This window comes from Noviherbaspirillum sedimenti (genome assembly GCF_003590835.1).
GTDB classification, from domain to species: Bacteria; Pseudomonadota; Gammaproteobacteria; order Burkholderiales; family Burkholderiaceae_D; genus Paucimonas; species Paucimonas sedimenti.
Window position 1 is genome coordinate 2,716,310 of the sequence record NZ_QYUQ01000002.1, and the last position, 15,538, is coordinate 2,731,847.

Annotated in this window: 9 protein-coding genes; 2 read left to right on the forward strand and 7 right to left on the reverse strand. The window is 61.0% G+C overall.

Annotation, left to right across the window (positions count from 1 at the left end; all coding sequences use genetic code 11):
• Window positions 1-190: 190 nt before the first annotated feature.
• From D3878_RS12690 to D3878_RS12710, 5 genes are all read right to left on the reverse strand, one after another.
• Complete coding sequence (locus tag D3878_RS12690; RefSeq protein ID WP_119785833.1) at window positions 191-1,654, reverse strand: glutamate synthase subunit beta; 1,464 nt, start codon at window positions 1,652-1,654, stop codon at window positions 191-193.
• A gap of 101 nt (window positions 1,655-1,755) precedes the next feature.
• Entirely contained in the window at window positions 1,756-6,435 is a 4,680-nt protein-coding gene (locus D3878_RS12695; RefSeq protein ID WP_119785834.1) for a glutamate synthase-related protein, read from the reverse strand.
• Between the two features lie 171 nt (window positions 6,436-6,606).
• Window positions 6,607-7,335 (reverse strand): transposase, encoded by a 729-nt coding sequence (locus D3878_RS12700; RefSeq protein ID WP_119785835.1) that lies wholly within the window; start codon window positions 7,333-7,335, stop codon window positions 6,607-6,609.
• Window positions 7,336-7,456: 121 nt separating this feature from the next.
• Window positions 7,457-7,942: a single-stranded DNA-binding protein gene (ssb, locus tag D3878_RS12705; protein ID WP_119785836.1), complete on the reverse strand. Its 486-nt coding sequence runs from the start codon at window positions 7,940-7,942 to the stop codon at window positions 7,457-7,459.
• A gap of 12 nt (window positions 7,943-7,954) precedes the next feature.
• The gene (locus tag D3878_RS12710) at window positions 7,955-9,145 is read right to left on the reverse strand and encodes an MFS transporter (RefSeq protein WP_119787872.1); all 1,191 of its coding nucleotides are present in this window, start codon (window positions 9,143-9,145) and stop codon (window positions 7,955-7,957) included.
• 168 nt (window positions 9,146-9,313) lie between these two features.
• On the opposite strand from D3878_RS12710, the gene uvrA reads away from it, so the two are divergent.
• Window positions 9,314-12,166: an excinuclease ABC subunit UvrA gene (gene uvrA / locus D3878_RS12715; protein ID WP_119785837.1), complete on the forward strand. Its 2,853-nt coding sequence runs from the start codon at window positions 9,314-9,316 to the stop codon at window positions 12,164-12,166.
• A gap of 12 nt (window positions 12,167-12,178) precedes the next feature.
• Window positions 12,179-12,487 carry an acylphosphatase gene (locus D3878_RS12720; protein ID WP_233556324.1) on the forward strand — a complete coding sequence of 103 codons (309 nt, stop codon included), beginning with the start codon at window positions 12,179-12,181 and terminating at the stop codon, window positions 12,485-12,487.
• A gap of 36 nt (window positions 12,488-12,523) precedes the next feature.
• Here D3878_RS12720 and D3878_RS12725 read toward each other — a convergent pair whose 3' ends face one another.
• Both D3878_RS12725 and D3878_RS12730 read right to left on the reverse strand, forming a co-directional pair.
• Entirely contained in the window at window positions 12,524-13,429 is a 906-nt protein-coding gene (locus tag D3878_RS12725; RefSeq protein ID WP_199688273.1) for an AEC family transporter, read from the reverse strand.
• 73 nt (window positions 13,430-13,502) lie between these two features.
• Complete coding sequence (locus D3878_RS12730) at window positions 13,503-15,491, reverse strand: monovalent cation:proton antiporter family protein (RefSeq protein WP_119785839.1); 1,989 nt, start codon at window positions 15,489-15,491, stop codon at window positions 13,503-13,505.
• Window positions 15,492-15,538: the final 47 nt, after the last annotated feature.

Genomic DNA, 15,538 nt, shown 5'->3' on the forward strand with positions numbered 1-15,538 from the left:
GAGCAGAAACCCTTGCCTCTGCTGCTCACTGGGACCGGATACAACACGGTTTAACTGGATTTCCTTGCGATTTTTATCATGTTTTCGTGAAAAACATGGCTATTCTTGTTGCTCTGACAAAAACGCCCACTACTGGAGTGGGCGTACAGCGCAAATCGCTTCAGCCTGCGGGCTGAAGCGCGGCGATCCATTACCGTGGCAACACCGAACTGCCCATCAGATACTCGTCGACTGCACGGGCACACTGGCGACCCTCGCGGATCGCCCATACCACCAGTGACTGGCCGCGACGCATGTCGCCGGCGGCAAAGACTTTCGGTACCGAGGTCTGGTAGCAAGCTTCGCCGTCAGTGGTGGCCCTGGCATTGCCGCGCGCATCCTTGTCGACGCCAAAGGCATCCAGCACTTGCGCAACAGGCGAGACGAAGCCCATGGCCAGCAGCACCAGGTCGGCCTTGATTTCGAATTCGGAACCTGGCACTTCAACCATCTTGCCATCTTTCCACTCGACACGGGCAGCGATCAGCTTTTCGACCTTGCCGTTCTTGCCTTCCAGGCGCTTGGTGGTCACGGCCCAGTCGCGCTCGCAGCCTTCTTCATGCGAAGACGAGGTACGCAGCTTGTACGGCCAGTACGGCCACACCAGCGGCTTGTTTTCCTCTTCCGGCGGGGTCGGCATCAGTTCGAACTGGGTCACGCCGACGGCGCCATGGCGGTTGGAAGTACCGACGCAATCGGAACCGGTGTCGCCGCCGCCGATCACCACCACGTGCTTGCCGGTGGCCAGGATCTGGTCTTTCAGCTTGTCGCCGGCGTTGACCTTGTTTTGCAGCGGCAGGAATTCCATGGCGAAATGCACGCCCTTCAATTCACGGCCGGGCACCGGCAGGTCGCGCGGGTTTTCGGCACCACCTGCAATCACGACAGCGTCGAATTCCTTGTCCAGCTGTTCCGGCGAAATGGTTTCCTTGGCCCAGTTGAGGACATTGGCGGGAAAATCCTTGCCGACCAATACACCGGTACGAAAAGTCACGCCCTCGGCTTTCATTTGCTCGACGCGGCGGTCGATGTGCGACTTTTCCATCTTGAAGTCGGGAATGCCATAACGCAGCAAGCCGCCGACGCGGTCATTCTTTTCGAAGACGGTGACGTCGTGACCGGCGCGCGCCAGTTGCTGGGCAGCGGCAAGACCCGCCGGGCCGGCACCGACCACGGCGACTTTCTTGCCGGTCTTGCTTGTTGCCGGCTGCGGCGTGACCCAGCCATTTTCCCAGCCCTTGTCGATGATGAAATGCTCGATCGACTTGATGCCGACGGCGTCGCTGTTAATGCCGAGCGTGCACGCAGCTTCGCAGGGCGCCGGGCAAATGCGGCCGGTAAATTCCGGGAAGTTGTTGGTCGAATGCAGCGTATCGAGCGCCTGGCGGTAATTGCCATGATAGACCAGGTCATTCCAGTCGGGGATGATGTTGTTGACCGGACATCCATTGTTACAGAACGGAATGCCGCAATCCATGCAGCGCGCGCCTTGCACCTTGGCGGCGGCATCGCTCAAATGGACGGTAAATTCCTTGTAATGTTTCATGCGCGACTTAGGCGCTTCGCTTGCTTCCTGCAAGCGTTGGAATTCCAGAAAACCGGTTACTTTTCCCATGTTCTTCCTTCTTTATGCGTTTGGCGGGCACGCGGTGCCCTTGCCATGATTCGGGGATGTTGGCGAGGGCAGCCAGCCGCCCTCGCCTGCAGGTTCAAGCCTTAGGCGACGGCCTTTTCCTTGGCCTGGGCGGCAGCATGCATTTCGCCCAGGGCCCGCTTGTACTCGGTCGGGAACACCTTGACGAATTTGCTGCGGGCATTGGCCCAGTCATCGAGCAGGTTGCGCGCACGCGTGCTGCCGGTATGCTTGAAGTGCCGCTCGATCAAGCCTTTCAGGATCGCTTCATCGCTCAGCTTTTCGCCATTGCGCAGCGTGCTGTGCCAGTAGGCGCGGTCGATCGTGGTTTCCTGCTCTGCCGTCGACAATACCGGCTCCAGCGTGACCATCGCCATGTTGCACTTGCCGGCAAAGTCGCCTTCCGGGTTGTACACATAGGCGATGCCGCCCGACATGCCTGCCGCGAAGTTGCGGCCGGTGGCGCCCAGCACGACCACGGTACCGCCGGTCATGTATTCGCAGCCATGGTCGCCGGTGCCCTCCACCACGGTGGTGGCACCGGAATTGCGCACGGCGAAACGCTCGCCGGCCACGCCGTTGAAGAAGGCTTCACCGGCGATGGCGCCATACAGCAAGGTGTTGCCGCTGATGATGTTGTTAACCGCGCGGCCGCGGAATTCGGTGTTCGGACGCACGATGATGCGGCCGCCCGACAAGCCCTTGCCGACGTAGTCATTACCTTCGCCCACCAAGTCCAGCGTGATGCCATGCGCAAGGAAAGCGCCAGCCGATTGGCCTGCGGTGCCTTGCAACTGGATGTGAATGGTGTCGTCAGGCAGGCCTTCGTGACCATAACGCTTGGCCACTTCGCCCGACAGCATGGCGCCGACGGTGCGATTGACGTTTTTCACCGGCGAGATGAAGGAGACTTTCTCGCCTTTTTCCAGTGCGGCTTTCGCCTGGGCGATCAGCTTGTGATCGAGCGCTTTTTCGAGGCCGTGCTCCTGGACATCGACGTGGAAGCGCGGCTCGTCGGCAGCGACTTCGGGCAGGTGGAAAATCTTCGAGAAATCCAGGCCCTTGGCTTTCCAGTGCGAGATCGCACGGGCTTTGTCGAGCAGGTCGGCGCGGCCGATCAGGTCGTCGAACTTGCGGATGCCCAGCTGCGCCATGATCTGGCGCACTTCTTCAGCGATGAAGAAGAAGTAGTTCACCACATGCTCGGGCTTGCCGGAGAAGCGCGCGCGCAGCACCGGGTCTTGCGTGGCGACACCGACCGGGCAAGTGTTCAGGTGGCACTTGCGCATCATGATGCAGCCCTCGACCACCAGCGGTGCGGTGGCGAAGCCGAATTCGTCGGCGCCCAGCAGCGCGCCGATGACGACGTCGCGGCCGGTCTTGATCTGGCCATCAGTCTGCACGCGGATGCGGCCGCGCAGGCCGTTCAGCACCAGGGTCTGCTGGGTTTCGGCAAGGCCGAGTTCCCAGGGCGAACCGGCATGCTTGACCGACGACAGCGGAGATGCGCCCGTGCCGCCATCATGGCCGGCGACCACGACGTGATCGGCCTTGGCTTTTGCCACACCGGCAGCGACCGTGCCGACGCCGACTTCGGAGACCAGCTTGACCGAAATCGAGGCTTGCGGATTGACGTTTTTCAGGTCATGGATCAGCTGCGCCAGATCCTCGATCGAGTAAATGTCGTGGTGCGGCGGCGGCGAAATCAGGCCGACGCCCGGCACCGAGAAACGCAGCTTGGCGATGTATTCGGTGACCTTGTGGCCCGGCAGCTGACCACCTTCACCGGGCTTGGCGCCCTGTGCCATCTTGATCTGGATCTGGTCTGCCGAAATCAGGTACTCGGCGGTGACGCCGAAGCGGCCGGAAGCGACTTGCTTGATCTTCGAGCGCAGCGAATCGCCTGCCAGCAGCGGCGTATCGACTTCGATCTGGTCATGGCCGATGACGTCCGCCAGCGTGGTGCCCTGCTTGATCGGAATGCCTTTCAATTCCTGGCGGTAGCGTGCATCATCCTCGCCGCCTTCGCCGGTATTCGACTTGCCGCCGATACGGTTCATGGCGATGGCCAGGGTGGCGTGCGCTTCAGTCGAGATCGAGCCGAGCGACATGGCGCCGGTGGCGAAGCGCTTGACGATTTCCTTGGCCGACTCCACTTCATCGAGCGGGACCGCCTTGGCCGGATCGATCTTGAACTCGAACAAGCCGCGCAAGGTCATGTGGCGCTTGCTCTGATCGTTGATGATCTGCGCGTATTCCTTGTAGGTGTTGAAGTTGTTGGAACGCGTCGAATGCTGCAGCTTGGCGATCGCGTCCGGCGTCCACATGTGGTCTTCGCCGCGTACGCGGTAGGCGTATTCGCCGCCGGCGTCCAGCGCATTGGCCAGCACGGGATCGGTGCTGAATGCCAGCTTGTGCAGGCGCAGCGCTTCTTCGGCCAGTTCGAACACGCCAATGCCTTCGACGTTGGACGCAGTGCCCTTGAAATACTTGTCGATCAGCGCGCTATTCAGGCCGATCGCCTCGAAAATCTGCGAGCCACAGTACGACATGTAGGTCGAGATGCCCATCTTGGACATGACCTTCATCAAACCCTTGCCGATGGCTTTCTGGAAGTTGTAGATGGCTTTTTCCGGCGACAGGTCGCCCGGCAGGCCCTTGGCCATGTCGGACAGCGTATCGAGGGCGAGGTACGGGTGTACCGCTTCGGCGCCGAAGCCTGCCAGCAGGGCGAAGTGGTGGGTTTCACGCGCTGAACCGGTTTCCACCACCAGGCCGGTGGAGGTGCGCAAGCCCTTGGCGACCAGGTGCTGATGGATCGCGGAAGTGGCCAGCAGGGCGGGAATGGCGACCTGGTCAGGACCAACCTTGCGGTCGGAAATGATCAGGATGTTGTGGCCGGACTTGACGGCGTCGACGGCCTTGGCGCACAGCGATGCCAGGCGCGCCTCGATGCCTTCCTTATCCCAGGCCAGCGGGTAGCAGATGTTCAGTTCATGCGACTTGAACTTGCCGCCGGTATGCGCACTGATATTGCGCAGCTTGGCGATATCGGCATAGTCGAGCACCGGCTGCGAAACTTCCAGGCGCATCGGCGGGTTGATGTTGTTGGTGTCGAGCAGGTTCGGTTTCGGACCGATGAAAGACACCACTGACATCACCATCGCTTCGCGGATCGGGTCGATCGGCGGATTGGTCACTTGTGCGAACAATTGCTTGAAGTAGTTATACAGCGTCTTGTTCTTGTTGGACATGACGGCCAGCGGCGAGTCATTGCCCATGGAGCCGATGGCCTCTTCGCCGGTGGCGGCCATCGGCGACATCAGGAACTTCAGGTCTTCCTGGGTGTAGCCAAAGGCTTGCTGCAGGTCCAGCAGCGGCACTGCCGATTTCGGCTCGACCGGCTCGGCGTCCAGTTCGCCCAGCTTGATGCGCACCGAATCGATCCACTGCTTGTATGGTTTGGCGTTGGCGTAGGTATCCTTCAGTTCCTTGTCGTCGATGATGCGGCCGGCGTCGAGGTCGATCAGGAACATCTTGCCCGGTTGCAGGCGCCATTTCTGGATGATCTTCGATTCCGGAATCGGCAGCACGCCCGATTCGGAAGCCATCACGACGAGGTCGTCATCGGTGACGATATAGCGCGCCGGACGCAAGCCGTTGCGGTCCAGGGTGCCGCCGATGTGACGGCCGTCGGTGAAGGCCATGGCGGCGGGACCGTCCCACGGCTCCATCATGGCGGCATGGTATTCATAGAAGGCGCGACGGTTGTCGTCCATCAGCGTGTGGTTTTCCCAGGCTTCCGGGATCATCATCATCATCGCCTGGGCGATCGGGTAGCCGGCCATCACCAGCAGTTCGAGCGCATTGTCGAAGCTGGCGGTGTCGGACTGGCCTTCATAAATCAGCGGGAACAGCTTTTGCAAGTCGTCGCCCAGCACGGCCGACTTCATCACGCCTTCGCGCGCGCGCATCCAGTTGAAGTTGCCCTTGACGGTATTGATCTCGCCATTGTGCGCCAGCAGGCGGTACGGGTGGGCCAGCGGCCACTCGGGGAAGGTATTGGTGGAGAAGCGCTGGTGCACCAGTGCCAGCGCAGAGACGCAGCGCGGATCCTGCAAATCCTTGTAATACACGCCGACCTGGTCGGCCAGCAGCAAGCCCTTGTAGACGACGGTACGGGCCGACATCGACGGCACGAAAAATTCCTTGCCGTGCAAGAGATTCAGCGCCTGGATTGCGTGGCCTGAGGATTTGCGGATGACATACAGTTTGCGCTCGAGCGCATCGGTGACCATGATGTCGGCGCCGCGGCCGATGAAAATCTGGCGAATGATCGGTTCCTTGGCGCGCACGGTGGGCGACATCGGCATGTCGAAATCCACCGGCACATCGCGCCAGCCGAGCACGACCTGGCCTTCAGCCAATACGGCACGCTCGATTTCCTGCTCACACGCCATGCGCGAAGCATTTTCTTTAGGCAAGAACACCATGCCCACGCCATATTCCCCCGGCGGCGGCAGCTTCACGCCCTGCTTGGCCATTTCTTCGCGGTAGTATTGGTCGGGAATCTGCACCAGAATACCGGCGCCATCGCCCATCAGCTTGTCGGCACCGACAGCGCCCCGATGGTCGAGATTTTTCAGGATCAGCAAACCCTGCTCAACGATCGAGTGGCTCTTTTTACCTTTGATATGGGCAATAAAACCAACACCACAAGCATCGTGCTCATTGGCCGGGTCGTACAAACCTTGCGCGTGCATACACTTCTCCGCTATTCATGGAATCAAAAACCAAGAATAGTGCAGCGCAAAAGATATATCAACCACTATAAAATGGGGTCAGAGTCGAATTATTAATGCACAAATTCGGGGCATTTTTTAATGGGGACAGAGTCAATGCACGAAATGCATGCCATAGTGACACTCTCGATCCTAGTTATTTTCCTCGCCTGACGCCCCTGGCGCATCGGGTGCCACCACCTTGCGGGGCCGCCCCCGCTTGCCGGGCTGAACACGGCGTTGCACCTGCCGCTCCAGACCTGCCTTGAATTGCGCTGAGCCCAAGGCCCACCCCGTATCAGCGGCATCCTGCAAGGCCTGAACTTCCTCGCTTGTAAGTGCCTGCTCCACCAGCGCCTTGTAAGCTGCTTCGCGCTCGAACGGCGTATTCCCCAGGCTCCAGTACAGCGGGTGTTCCGTAATATAGGGGTCCGCGACGACGCCAATGTGGTGCATGTAACTGGACCACGGATAACGCGCCGGATCGACCACCAGCCCGGCGCGCGCCGGGTTGCATTCAATATAGCGCGAACAGGTCATGAAATAGCGCTCCGAATCGATCACGCTGGTCCGGTAGCGTCCCTGCCAGAGGGTACCAACCCGTTGATATTTATGATTAAAGTAGGGAACATAATAGCGCCCGATCCATTGCATCATTTTCCCCAGTCCCGCTGCATCGGCGGGAGAAACCAGCAAATGCACGTGATTGGGCATCAGGACATAGGCATGCAGGGCGACCTTGAATTGCCGCGCAGCTTCACGCAACCATTTCAGAAAGGCGCGATAGTCTTCATCGTCGCGAAAAATTGCCTGGCGATCATTACCTCGCTGAATCACATGATGCGGTTGATGGGGAACCACGAGTCGGGGAAGGCGGGCCATGAGAGCAATCCTGTCGTGTAGCGCCGTATGATGCGAAACTTAATGGCGATCAGCCAATAATTGACTCTGACCCCATTAAAAGAAAACAAAAAAAATCCCGGAATGGCTCCGGGATTGTCGATTAGAACGGAATATCGTCATCCATGTCCGAGAAGTTCGGTGCCGGCTTGGATGCCGGACGGGCTGCCGCACTACCGCCACCGCCACCGCTGCTTTGCCGCGCCGGTGCCTGCGCGTACTCGTCATCGGCTGGCGCATTGCCGCCCATGCCTTGCCGGCCACCCAGCATTTGCATACTGTCGGCGATGATTTCAGTCGTGTAACGCTCGTTGCCATCCTTGTCGGTCCACTTGCGCGTCTGCAGGCGGCCTTCGACATAGACTTGCGAACCTTTTTTCAGATACTGGCCGGCGATCTCCGCCAGCTTGCGGTAAAAGGTGATCCGGTGCCACTCGGTCAATTCCTTTTTTTCGCCAGTATTCTTGTCTTTCCAGTTCTCAGTCGTGGCGACGGCAATGTTGGTGACCGCATCGCCATTGGGCATGTAACGCGTTTCCGGATCGCGTCCGAGGTTGCCGACGATGATAGCTTTGTTGACCGATGCCATGCATTTCTCCTGTTAAGCTGCCACCGCCGCTTGGCCGCGACGTGGCAAATTTTTCATGTTAATTGCCATTATAAGCCAGACCATGGTCAGTCCGGCACCCACCTGGAATACCGCCACCCCGCCGGCATGCTGCACCAGCCAGCCACCCAGCGCGCCGCCACAAAACAAACCAAGGGATTGCAAGGTATTGTAGACGCCCAGCGCCGTGCCCTTGGCCGCCGGCGGCGCAATCCGCGACACCAGCGAGGGCTGGCTGGCTTCGAGAATATTGAATGCAATAAAAAATACCAGCAGCAAACCCACCAGCAGCCAGGCAGCACCACCGGCTTGCGTCAGCCACCACCACAAGCCAAGTTGCACAAACAACAACATCATGATCGCTGCAACAAATATTTGCTTGATTTTGCCCAACTTTTCGCCGATAAAAATCGGCGGCAGCATCAGGATAAAAGAAGCCAGCACCACCGGCAGATAGATTTTCCAGTGGCTCGCCAGCGGCAAATCCAGCGTCTGCACCAGCGCCGCCGGCACCACCATAAAGATGGCGACCTGGGTCAGGTGCAACACGAATACGCCGACATTCAAGCGCATCAATTCGCGGTTTTTCAATACTTCCGGCAAGGCGACCCGCCGCGCCTTGACCACTGGCACCGCCGGCACCACGTACAGCACCACGCCAATCGCCGCCACCGCAAGCACGCCCGTGAGCCAGAAAATCCCGCTCATGCCGATGGCCTGGTACAGCAGCGGCGCGCCGACCATGGACGCCGCGAAGGTGAGGCCGATCGATCCGCCCACCATCGCCATCGCCTTGGTGCGGTGCTGTTCACGGGTGGCGTCGGAGATCAGCGCGGTAATCGCCGCGGAAATCGCGCCGGCGCCCTGCAATGCGCGCCCGACCACCACCCACAGGATATCGCTGGCGAGCGCAGCGATCACCGCACCGAAGGCAAACATGAGCAGGCCGACAATGATCACGGGCTTGCGGCCGTAACGGTCGGAAGCCACGCCAAAGGGAATCTGGCAAAACGCCTGCGCCAGGCCGTAGATCCCCATCGCGAGACCGACCATGGCCAGGTTATCGCCGCCGGACATGGTTTTGCCATGTTCGGCAAACACCGGCAGGATCAGGAACAGGCCCAGCATGCGCAAGGCGAATATCGCGGCCAAAGATACGCTGGCACGAATTTCGACGGACGACATGCGCGCGCTGGCGATTGCAGAATCTTGGAAAGACATAAATTGAGGACTCGACCGGCGTTTTACCGCCCACTTCAAAACCCGCTATAGTAGCAGGTTGACCCAACTTACTTGCCGGCCGTGTTCCCCTGAAATGCCACTTTGACACCGCCACAATAAATCATTGATCCCATGGAAGAAATTCGCATTCGCGGCGCGCGCACGCATAATCTGAAGAATATCAACCTCGATATTCCGCGCAACCAGTTGATCGTGATTACCGGCCTATCCGGCTCCGGCAAGTCTTCGCTGGCCTTCGACACACTGTACGCCGAAGGCCAGCGGCGCTATGTCGAATCGCTCTCGGCCTATGCCCGGCAATTCCTGCAATTGATGGAAAAGCCCGATGTCGACCTGATCGAAGGCTTGTCGCCGGCGATCTCGATCGAGCAAAAGGCCACTTCGCACAATCCACGTTCCACCGTCGGCACCGTCACCGAGATCCACGACTACCTGCGCCTGCTGTATGCGCGGGTCGGCACCCCCTACTGCCCCGACCATCCGGAAAACCCGCTGGCGGCGCAATCGGTGTCGCAAATGGTCGATGCCGTGCTGGCGATGCCGGAAGACACCAAGCTGATGATCCTGGCACCCGTGGTCGCCAACCGCAAGGGCGAGCATGTCGACCTGTTCGCCGCGATGCAGGCGCAAGGCTTCGTGCGTTTTCGCGTGCAGAGCGGCACCCAGCCGGCAAGGATCGTTGAAGCCGATGACTTGCCGAAGCTGAAGAAAACCGAAAAGCACACCATCGACGTGGTGATCGACCGTGTCAAGGTCAAGGCCGACATCAAGCAGCGCCTCGCCGAAAGTTTCGAAACCGCCCTGCGCCTGGCCGATGGCCGCGCCATCGCGCTGGAAATGGATGGCGGCGCCGAGCACCTGTATTCCAACAAGTTTGCCTGCCCGACCTGCGGCTACTCCCTGCAAGAGCTTGAGCCGCGCCTGTTTTCCTTCAATAACCCGATGGGCGCCTGCCCGGAATGCGACGGTCTCGGCCATATCGAATTCTTCGATCCCAAGCGCATCGTCGCCTTCCCCAATCTTTCACTCGCTTCGGGCGCCATCAAGGGCTGGGACCGGCGCAACCAGTTCTATTTCCAGATGCTCTCGAGCCTGGCCGAGCATTACGGCTTCGACCTCGACACGCCTTTCGAAAAGTTGCCAGAGCCGGCGCAGCAAGTGATCCTGTACGGTTCCGGCCGCCAGACCATCCCCTTTGCCTACATCAACGAACGCGGCCGCACCGTGGTGCGCGAACACACCTTCGAAGGCGTGGTCAACAACCTGCAGCGGCGCTATCGCGAAACCGACTCGATGGCGGTGAAAGAGGAGCTGGCCAAGTTCATCAATGAAAAAGCCTGCCCTTCCTGTGACGGCGCGCGCCTGCGGGTCGAAGCGCGCCACGTCAAGATCGGCGCTGGCCGCCAGCAGCGCGCCATCTTCGAAGTCGCCGCCACACCCCTGCGCGACACGCTGGCCTTTTTCGAAAGCCTGAAGCTGACCGGCTCCAAGCGCGAGATCGCCGACCGCATCATCAAGGAAATCATCTCGCGCCTGAAGTTCCTCAACAATGTCGGCCTCGATTATCTGTCGCTGGAGCGCAGCGCCGATACGCTGTCGGGCGGCGAAGCGCAGCGCATCCGCCTGGCATCGCAGATCGGCAGCGGCCTGACCGGCGTGATGTACGTGCTGGACGAACCCTCGATCGGCCTGCACCAGCGCGACAACGACCGCCTGATCGACACCCTCAGGCATTTGCGCGACATCGGCAATACCGTGCTGGTGGTCGAACACGACGAGGACGCCATCCGCGCCGCCGACTTCATCGTCGACATGGGCATCGGCGCCGGCGTGCACGGCGGCGACGTGATCGCCCAGGGCAGCCTGACCGATATCCTGAAAAACAGGAAATCGCTGACCGCGCAATACCTCAACGGCAAGCGCGCCATTGCCGTGCCCAAGAAACGCACGCCGACCGATCCGCACAGGCAGTTCGTCATCACTGGCGCCACCGGCAACAATCTCAAGAACGTCTCGCTGAGCTTGCCGGTCGGTTTGCTGACCTGCGTAACCGGCGTCTCCGGCTCGGGCAAATCGACCCTGGTCAACGATACCCTGTACAACGCCGCGTCGCGCCACCTGTATGGCTCGCAGGCGGAACCGGCGCCGTTCGAGACGATTGCCGGCTTCGAATTCTTCGACAAGGTCATCGCCGTCGACCAGGCGCCGATCGGCCGCACGCCGCGCTCCAATCCGGCCACCTACACCGGCTTGTTCACGCCCATCCGCGACCTCTTCGCCACAGTGCCGACTGCCAAGGAACGCGGCTACGCGGCCGGGCGTTTTTCGTTCAACGTCAAGGGCGGGCGCTGCGAAGCCTGCCAGGGCGACGGCGTGATCAAGGTCGAGATGCACTTCCTGCCGGACGTCTACGTGCCCTGTGACGTCTGCCACGGCAAGCGCTACAACCGCGAAACCCTGGAAGTGCAATACAAGGGCAAGAACATCACCGAAGTGCTGGATATGACGGTCGAGGATGCGCACGAATTCTTCCGGCCCGTGCCAGTCATCGCCCGCAAGCTGCACACCCTGCTGGATGTCGGTCTCGGCTACATCAAGCTGGGCCAGAGCGCCACTACCCTGTCCGGCGGCGAAGCACAGCGCGTGAAACTTTCGCTGGAATTATCCAAGCGCGACACCGGCCGCACCCTCTACATCCTCGACGAACCGACCACCGGCTTGCATTTCCACGACATCGACCTGCTGCTGAAGGTGATCCACCGTCTGCGCGACCAGGGCAATACGGTCGTCATCATCGAGCACAACCTGGATGTGATCAAGACCGCCGACTGGCTGGTCGACCTCGGTCCCGAGGGTGGCGCCGGCGGCGGCCGCATCATCGCCACCGGCACGCCAGAAGATGTCGCGTCCAATCCGGACAGCGTCACCGGCAAGTACCTGGCGCCGCTGCTGCAGAAGCGATGAGGCGGCAGGCCGATGCCTAGCAATCCGGCACAAGGCAATGGCATGGCCAGGCATTTGCGCATCTCCGGCATCGTGCAAGGCGTGGGCTACCGCGCGGCGTTCGAACGCGAGGCGCGCGCATTGGGACTGTCGGGATGGGTGCGCAACCGCCTTGACGGCTCAGTGGAAGCGCTGGTGGCGGGCGATGCGGATGCATTGGCCGGCATCATTGCCTGGGCCTGGCGCGGCCCGGCGGCGGCACAAGTCGAGCAGGTTGCGGTTGCCGACGCCGATGGCGCACAAATGGCGCCAGGCAGATTCGAGCGCAGGCCGACTGCCTGACCAGGCGCCTGCGACAACCTGCGGCCTGCGGCAAACTCAGTGGCGCAGGCCCAGCCAGAGACCAAACGGCACGAACAGCAGCGCCGCCAGATTGCCCAGCAAGACGATCGACGCCACCTTGTCCGGCTCCTGCTGGTAGCGCTCGGCCATCATGAAGCAAAATACCGCCGGCGGCAGGGCCGCGAACAAATACATCTGGGCGCGCTGCGCCGCCGGCAGCGGCAACACCAGGTCCAATCCCCACGCCACGGCCAGTCCCGCGAGCGGACAGACGGCAGCGCCGACCAGGCCGATCTGCCAGCTTTTCAGGGTCATGTCGCGCATGCGCACGCCGAGCGCAAACAACATGACAGGAATCGACGCCTCTCCCAGCATCTTCAGACCCTGAAACAAGGGTGCCGGCAAGTCGATGCGCACCAGCGAAACTGCCAGTCCGGCCATCATGGCCAGCATCATCGGGTTGAGCAACAAGCGCCAGGTGGCGTTCTGCGCCTGCGGCTTGCCAGAGGCAAGGATCTTGATGCCGAGAGAAAAATAGACGAGGTTGCATGCCATGAACAAGGCCACCGCCGCCGACAGACCGGCCTGACCGAAAGCCAGCGCCGCCAGCGGCAAGCCCATGTTGCCGCAATTGTTGAAGATCATCGGCGGCAGGAAGGTACGCACATCGTAACCCAAGGCCCGCGCCAGCGGCCACGCCAGCAGGCAGGAACCCAGCGAGATCAGTACGCCGGCGGCGATCAGCATGCCATTCTGGGCCAGGTCGAAGTCCTTGGCCGCCATTGCGGTAAACACCAGCAAGGGGCTGAGGACATCCGTGCAGAGGCGATTGACCGACGCCATGTCGGCCTTGACTGCGCTGCCGCGCAGTCGGGTATAGGCATAGCCGACCGCGATGATGCAAAAGACCGGCAGAATAATGGTGAGGATGCGTTCAAACATGGTGATGGAATTCATTCAGGAATATTTTTTGGCCGGCCGGAGCAAGCGAGGCAGCAGCGTGCAGATGGCTGTTTCAGGATTTCAACAGGCGCTCCTCGGCCAGCGCCAGGCTCGCTGCCGGTCCGCGCAAGACCACGGTATCGCCCGCCTGCAGGAGTGTCGCGCCATCGACCTTGAGTCGACTTTGTCCGCGCCGCACCGTGGTCACCTCGGCGCCAAGCTCATCCAGCCGCAATATGGCCAGGGTGCGGTTGACCGCATAGGCAGTTTCCCCCAGAGGCACCGAATACAAGCGCAACTGCACGCTGTCGGCAGTCTCGCCGGCATCGGTGGCGCCATGAAAAAAACCGCGCAACGAGGCATAACGCTGCTCGCGGGTGGTCTGCACCCGACGCACGACCTTGCGCAATGGCACACCCAACTGCAGGAGCGCATGCGACGCCAGCATCAGACTGCTTTCGATCGCTTCCGGCACCACCTCGGTGGCGCCGGCGGCGCGCAACCTGTCCAGATCGCGGTCGTCGTAGCTGCGCACAATGACTGGCAAGTTTGGCGCCAGCTCATGGGTGAAATGCAGGATTTTCAACGCCGAAGCCGTGCCGGAATAAGTAATCACCAGCGCGGCGGCACGATGAATGCCGGCCGCCACCAGGCTTTCGCGGCGCGTGGCATCGCCGTAGGAAACGCTGGCGCCGCCGGCCTGGGCATCGCGCACGCGGTCTGGATCGAGATCTAGCGCATGGTAGGCGATCCCTTCGGCTTCCAGCAGCTTGGCCAGGCTCTGGCCGGTACGGCCGAAACCGGCGATGACCACATGCTGCTGCGCACCCATGGTGCGGGTAGCGATCTGGGTCAGCGCCAGCGACTGCATCATCCATTCATTGGCCGACAGCCGCATGACAATCGCATCGGCCCTGGCCAGGATAAAGGGCGCGGCCAGCATCGACAGCACCATCGACGCCAGCACGATCTGGATCAGCAGCGGATCCATCAGCTTCAAGGCGCCAGCCTGGTTGAGCAGCACGAAGCCGAATTCACCGGCCTGCGCCAGCCCCAGGCCGGTGCGCAATGCCACCCCGACAGGCGCGCCGGACAAGCTGGCGAGCGCGGCGATCACGCCGAATTTCAGCAGGATGATCAGGCCCAGGAACAACAATACCAGCCACCAGTACGCAATCACCAGGCGCACATCGAGCAGCATGCCGATGGTGATGAAAAACAGTCCGAGCAGGACGTCGCGGAAGGGCTTGATATCCTCCTCCACCTGGTACTTGAATTCGGTTTCCGAAATCAGCATGCCGACCACGAAGGCGCCCAGCGCCAGCGACAGGCCCGCCTTGTCCGTGATCCATGCGGCCCCCAGCGTGACCAGCAGCAGGTTCAGCATGAACAATTCCTGCGAGCGCCGCTTGACCACTACCCGGAACCAGCCGCGCATGAGCTTTTGCCCGATCACCAGCAGCAGCACCAGTACCAGCACCGCCTTCAGCAACGCCCAGCCCAGCGTGACCAGCAAACCCTGGCCGGGGCGCGCCAGCGCCGGCACCAGGATCAGCAGCGGCACGAAAGCCAGGTCCTGGAACAGCAACACACCCATGATGTTGCGTCCGTGTGCGCTTTCCAGTTCCAGCCGCTCGGCCAGCAGCTTGGAGACAATCGCGGTCGAGGACATTGCCAGCGCGCCGCCAAGGGCAAAGGCGGCTTGCCAGCCGATATCGACCAGTTGCGGCAACAGCCAGGCCAGCAGCCAGCCGCAGGTCATGACCGCCACCGTGGTCAGCAGCACCTGCGCCATGCCGAGTCCGAATACGATGCGGCGCATCGAAGACAGCTTGGGCAGGGAAAATTCCAGGCCGATCGAAAACATCAGGAACACCACGCCGAACTCGGCAAGGGTATGCGTGGCCGGACTTTCCTTGGCCAGACCGAACCCGTGCGGCCCCAAAAAGATACCTACAAGCAAGTATCCCAGCATTGGCGGCAAATTCAGGCTACGGAAAGCCACGACGGCCAGGACTGCGGATCCCAGCAACAATAGGGTTAATTCAAGTGCCGAAGACATGGTTTACCGGGGATGGCAGCGAGTGAACTGCCGATTGTGTTAACTCA

What these genes read in the sequence shown, in the direction of transcription:
- ssb (WP_119785836.1), bottom strand. Translation starts at nt 7,942, where the DNA reads ATGGCATCGGTCAACAAAGCTATCATCGTCGGCAACCTCGGACGCGAT.
- D3878_RS12690 (WP_119785833.1), bottom strand. Translation starts at nt 1,654, where the DNA reads ATGGGAAAAGTAACCGGTTTTCTGGAATTCCAACGCTTGCAGGAAGCA.
- D3878_RS12695 (WP_119785834.1), bottom strand. Translation starts at nt 6,435, where the DNA reads ATGCACGCGCAAGGTTTGTACGACCCGGCCAATGAGCACGATGCTTGT.
- D3878_RS12710 (WP_119787872.1), bottom strand. Translation starts at nt 9,145, where the DNA reads ATGTCGTCCGTCGAAATTCGTGCCAGCGTATCTTTGGCCGCGATATTC.
- D3878_RS12720 (WP_233556324.1), top strand. Translation starts at nt 12,179, where the DNA reads ATGCCTAGCAATCCGGCACAAGGCAATGGCATGGCCAGGCATTTGCGC.
- D3878_RS12700 (WP_119785835.1), bottom strand. Translation starts at nt 7,335, where the DNA reads ATGGCCCGCCTTCCCCGACTCGTGGTTCCCCATCAACCGCATCATGTG.
- uvrA (WP_119785837.1), top strand. Translation starts at nt 9,314, where the DNA reads ATGGAAGAAATTCGCATTCGCGGCGCGCGCACGCATAATCTGAAGAAT.
- D3878_RS12730 (WP_119785839.1), bottom strand. Translation starts at nt 15,491, where the DNA reads ATGTCTTCGGCACTTGAATTAACCCTATTGTTGCTGGGATCCGCAGTC.
- D3878_RS12725 (WP_199688273.1), bottom strand. Translation starts at nt 13,429, where the DNA reads ATGTTTGAACGCATCCTCACCATTATTCTGCCGGTCTTTTGCATCATC.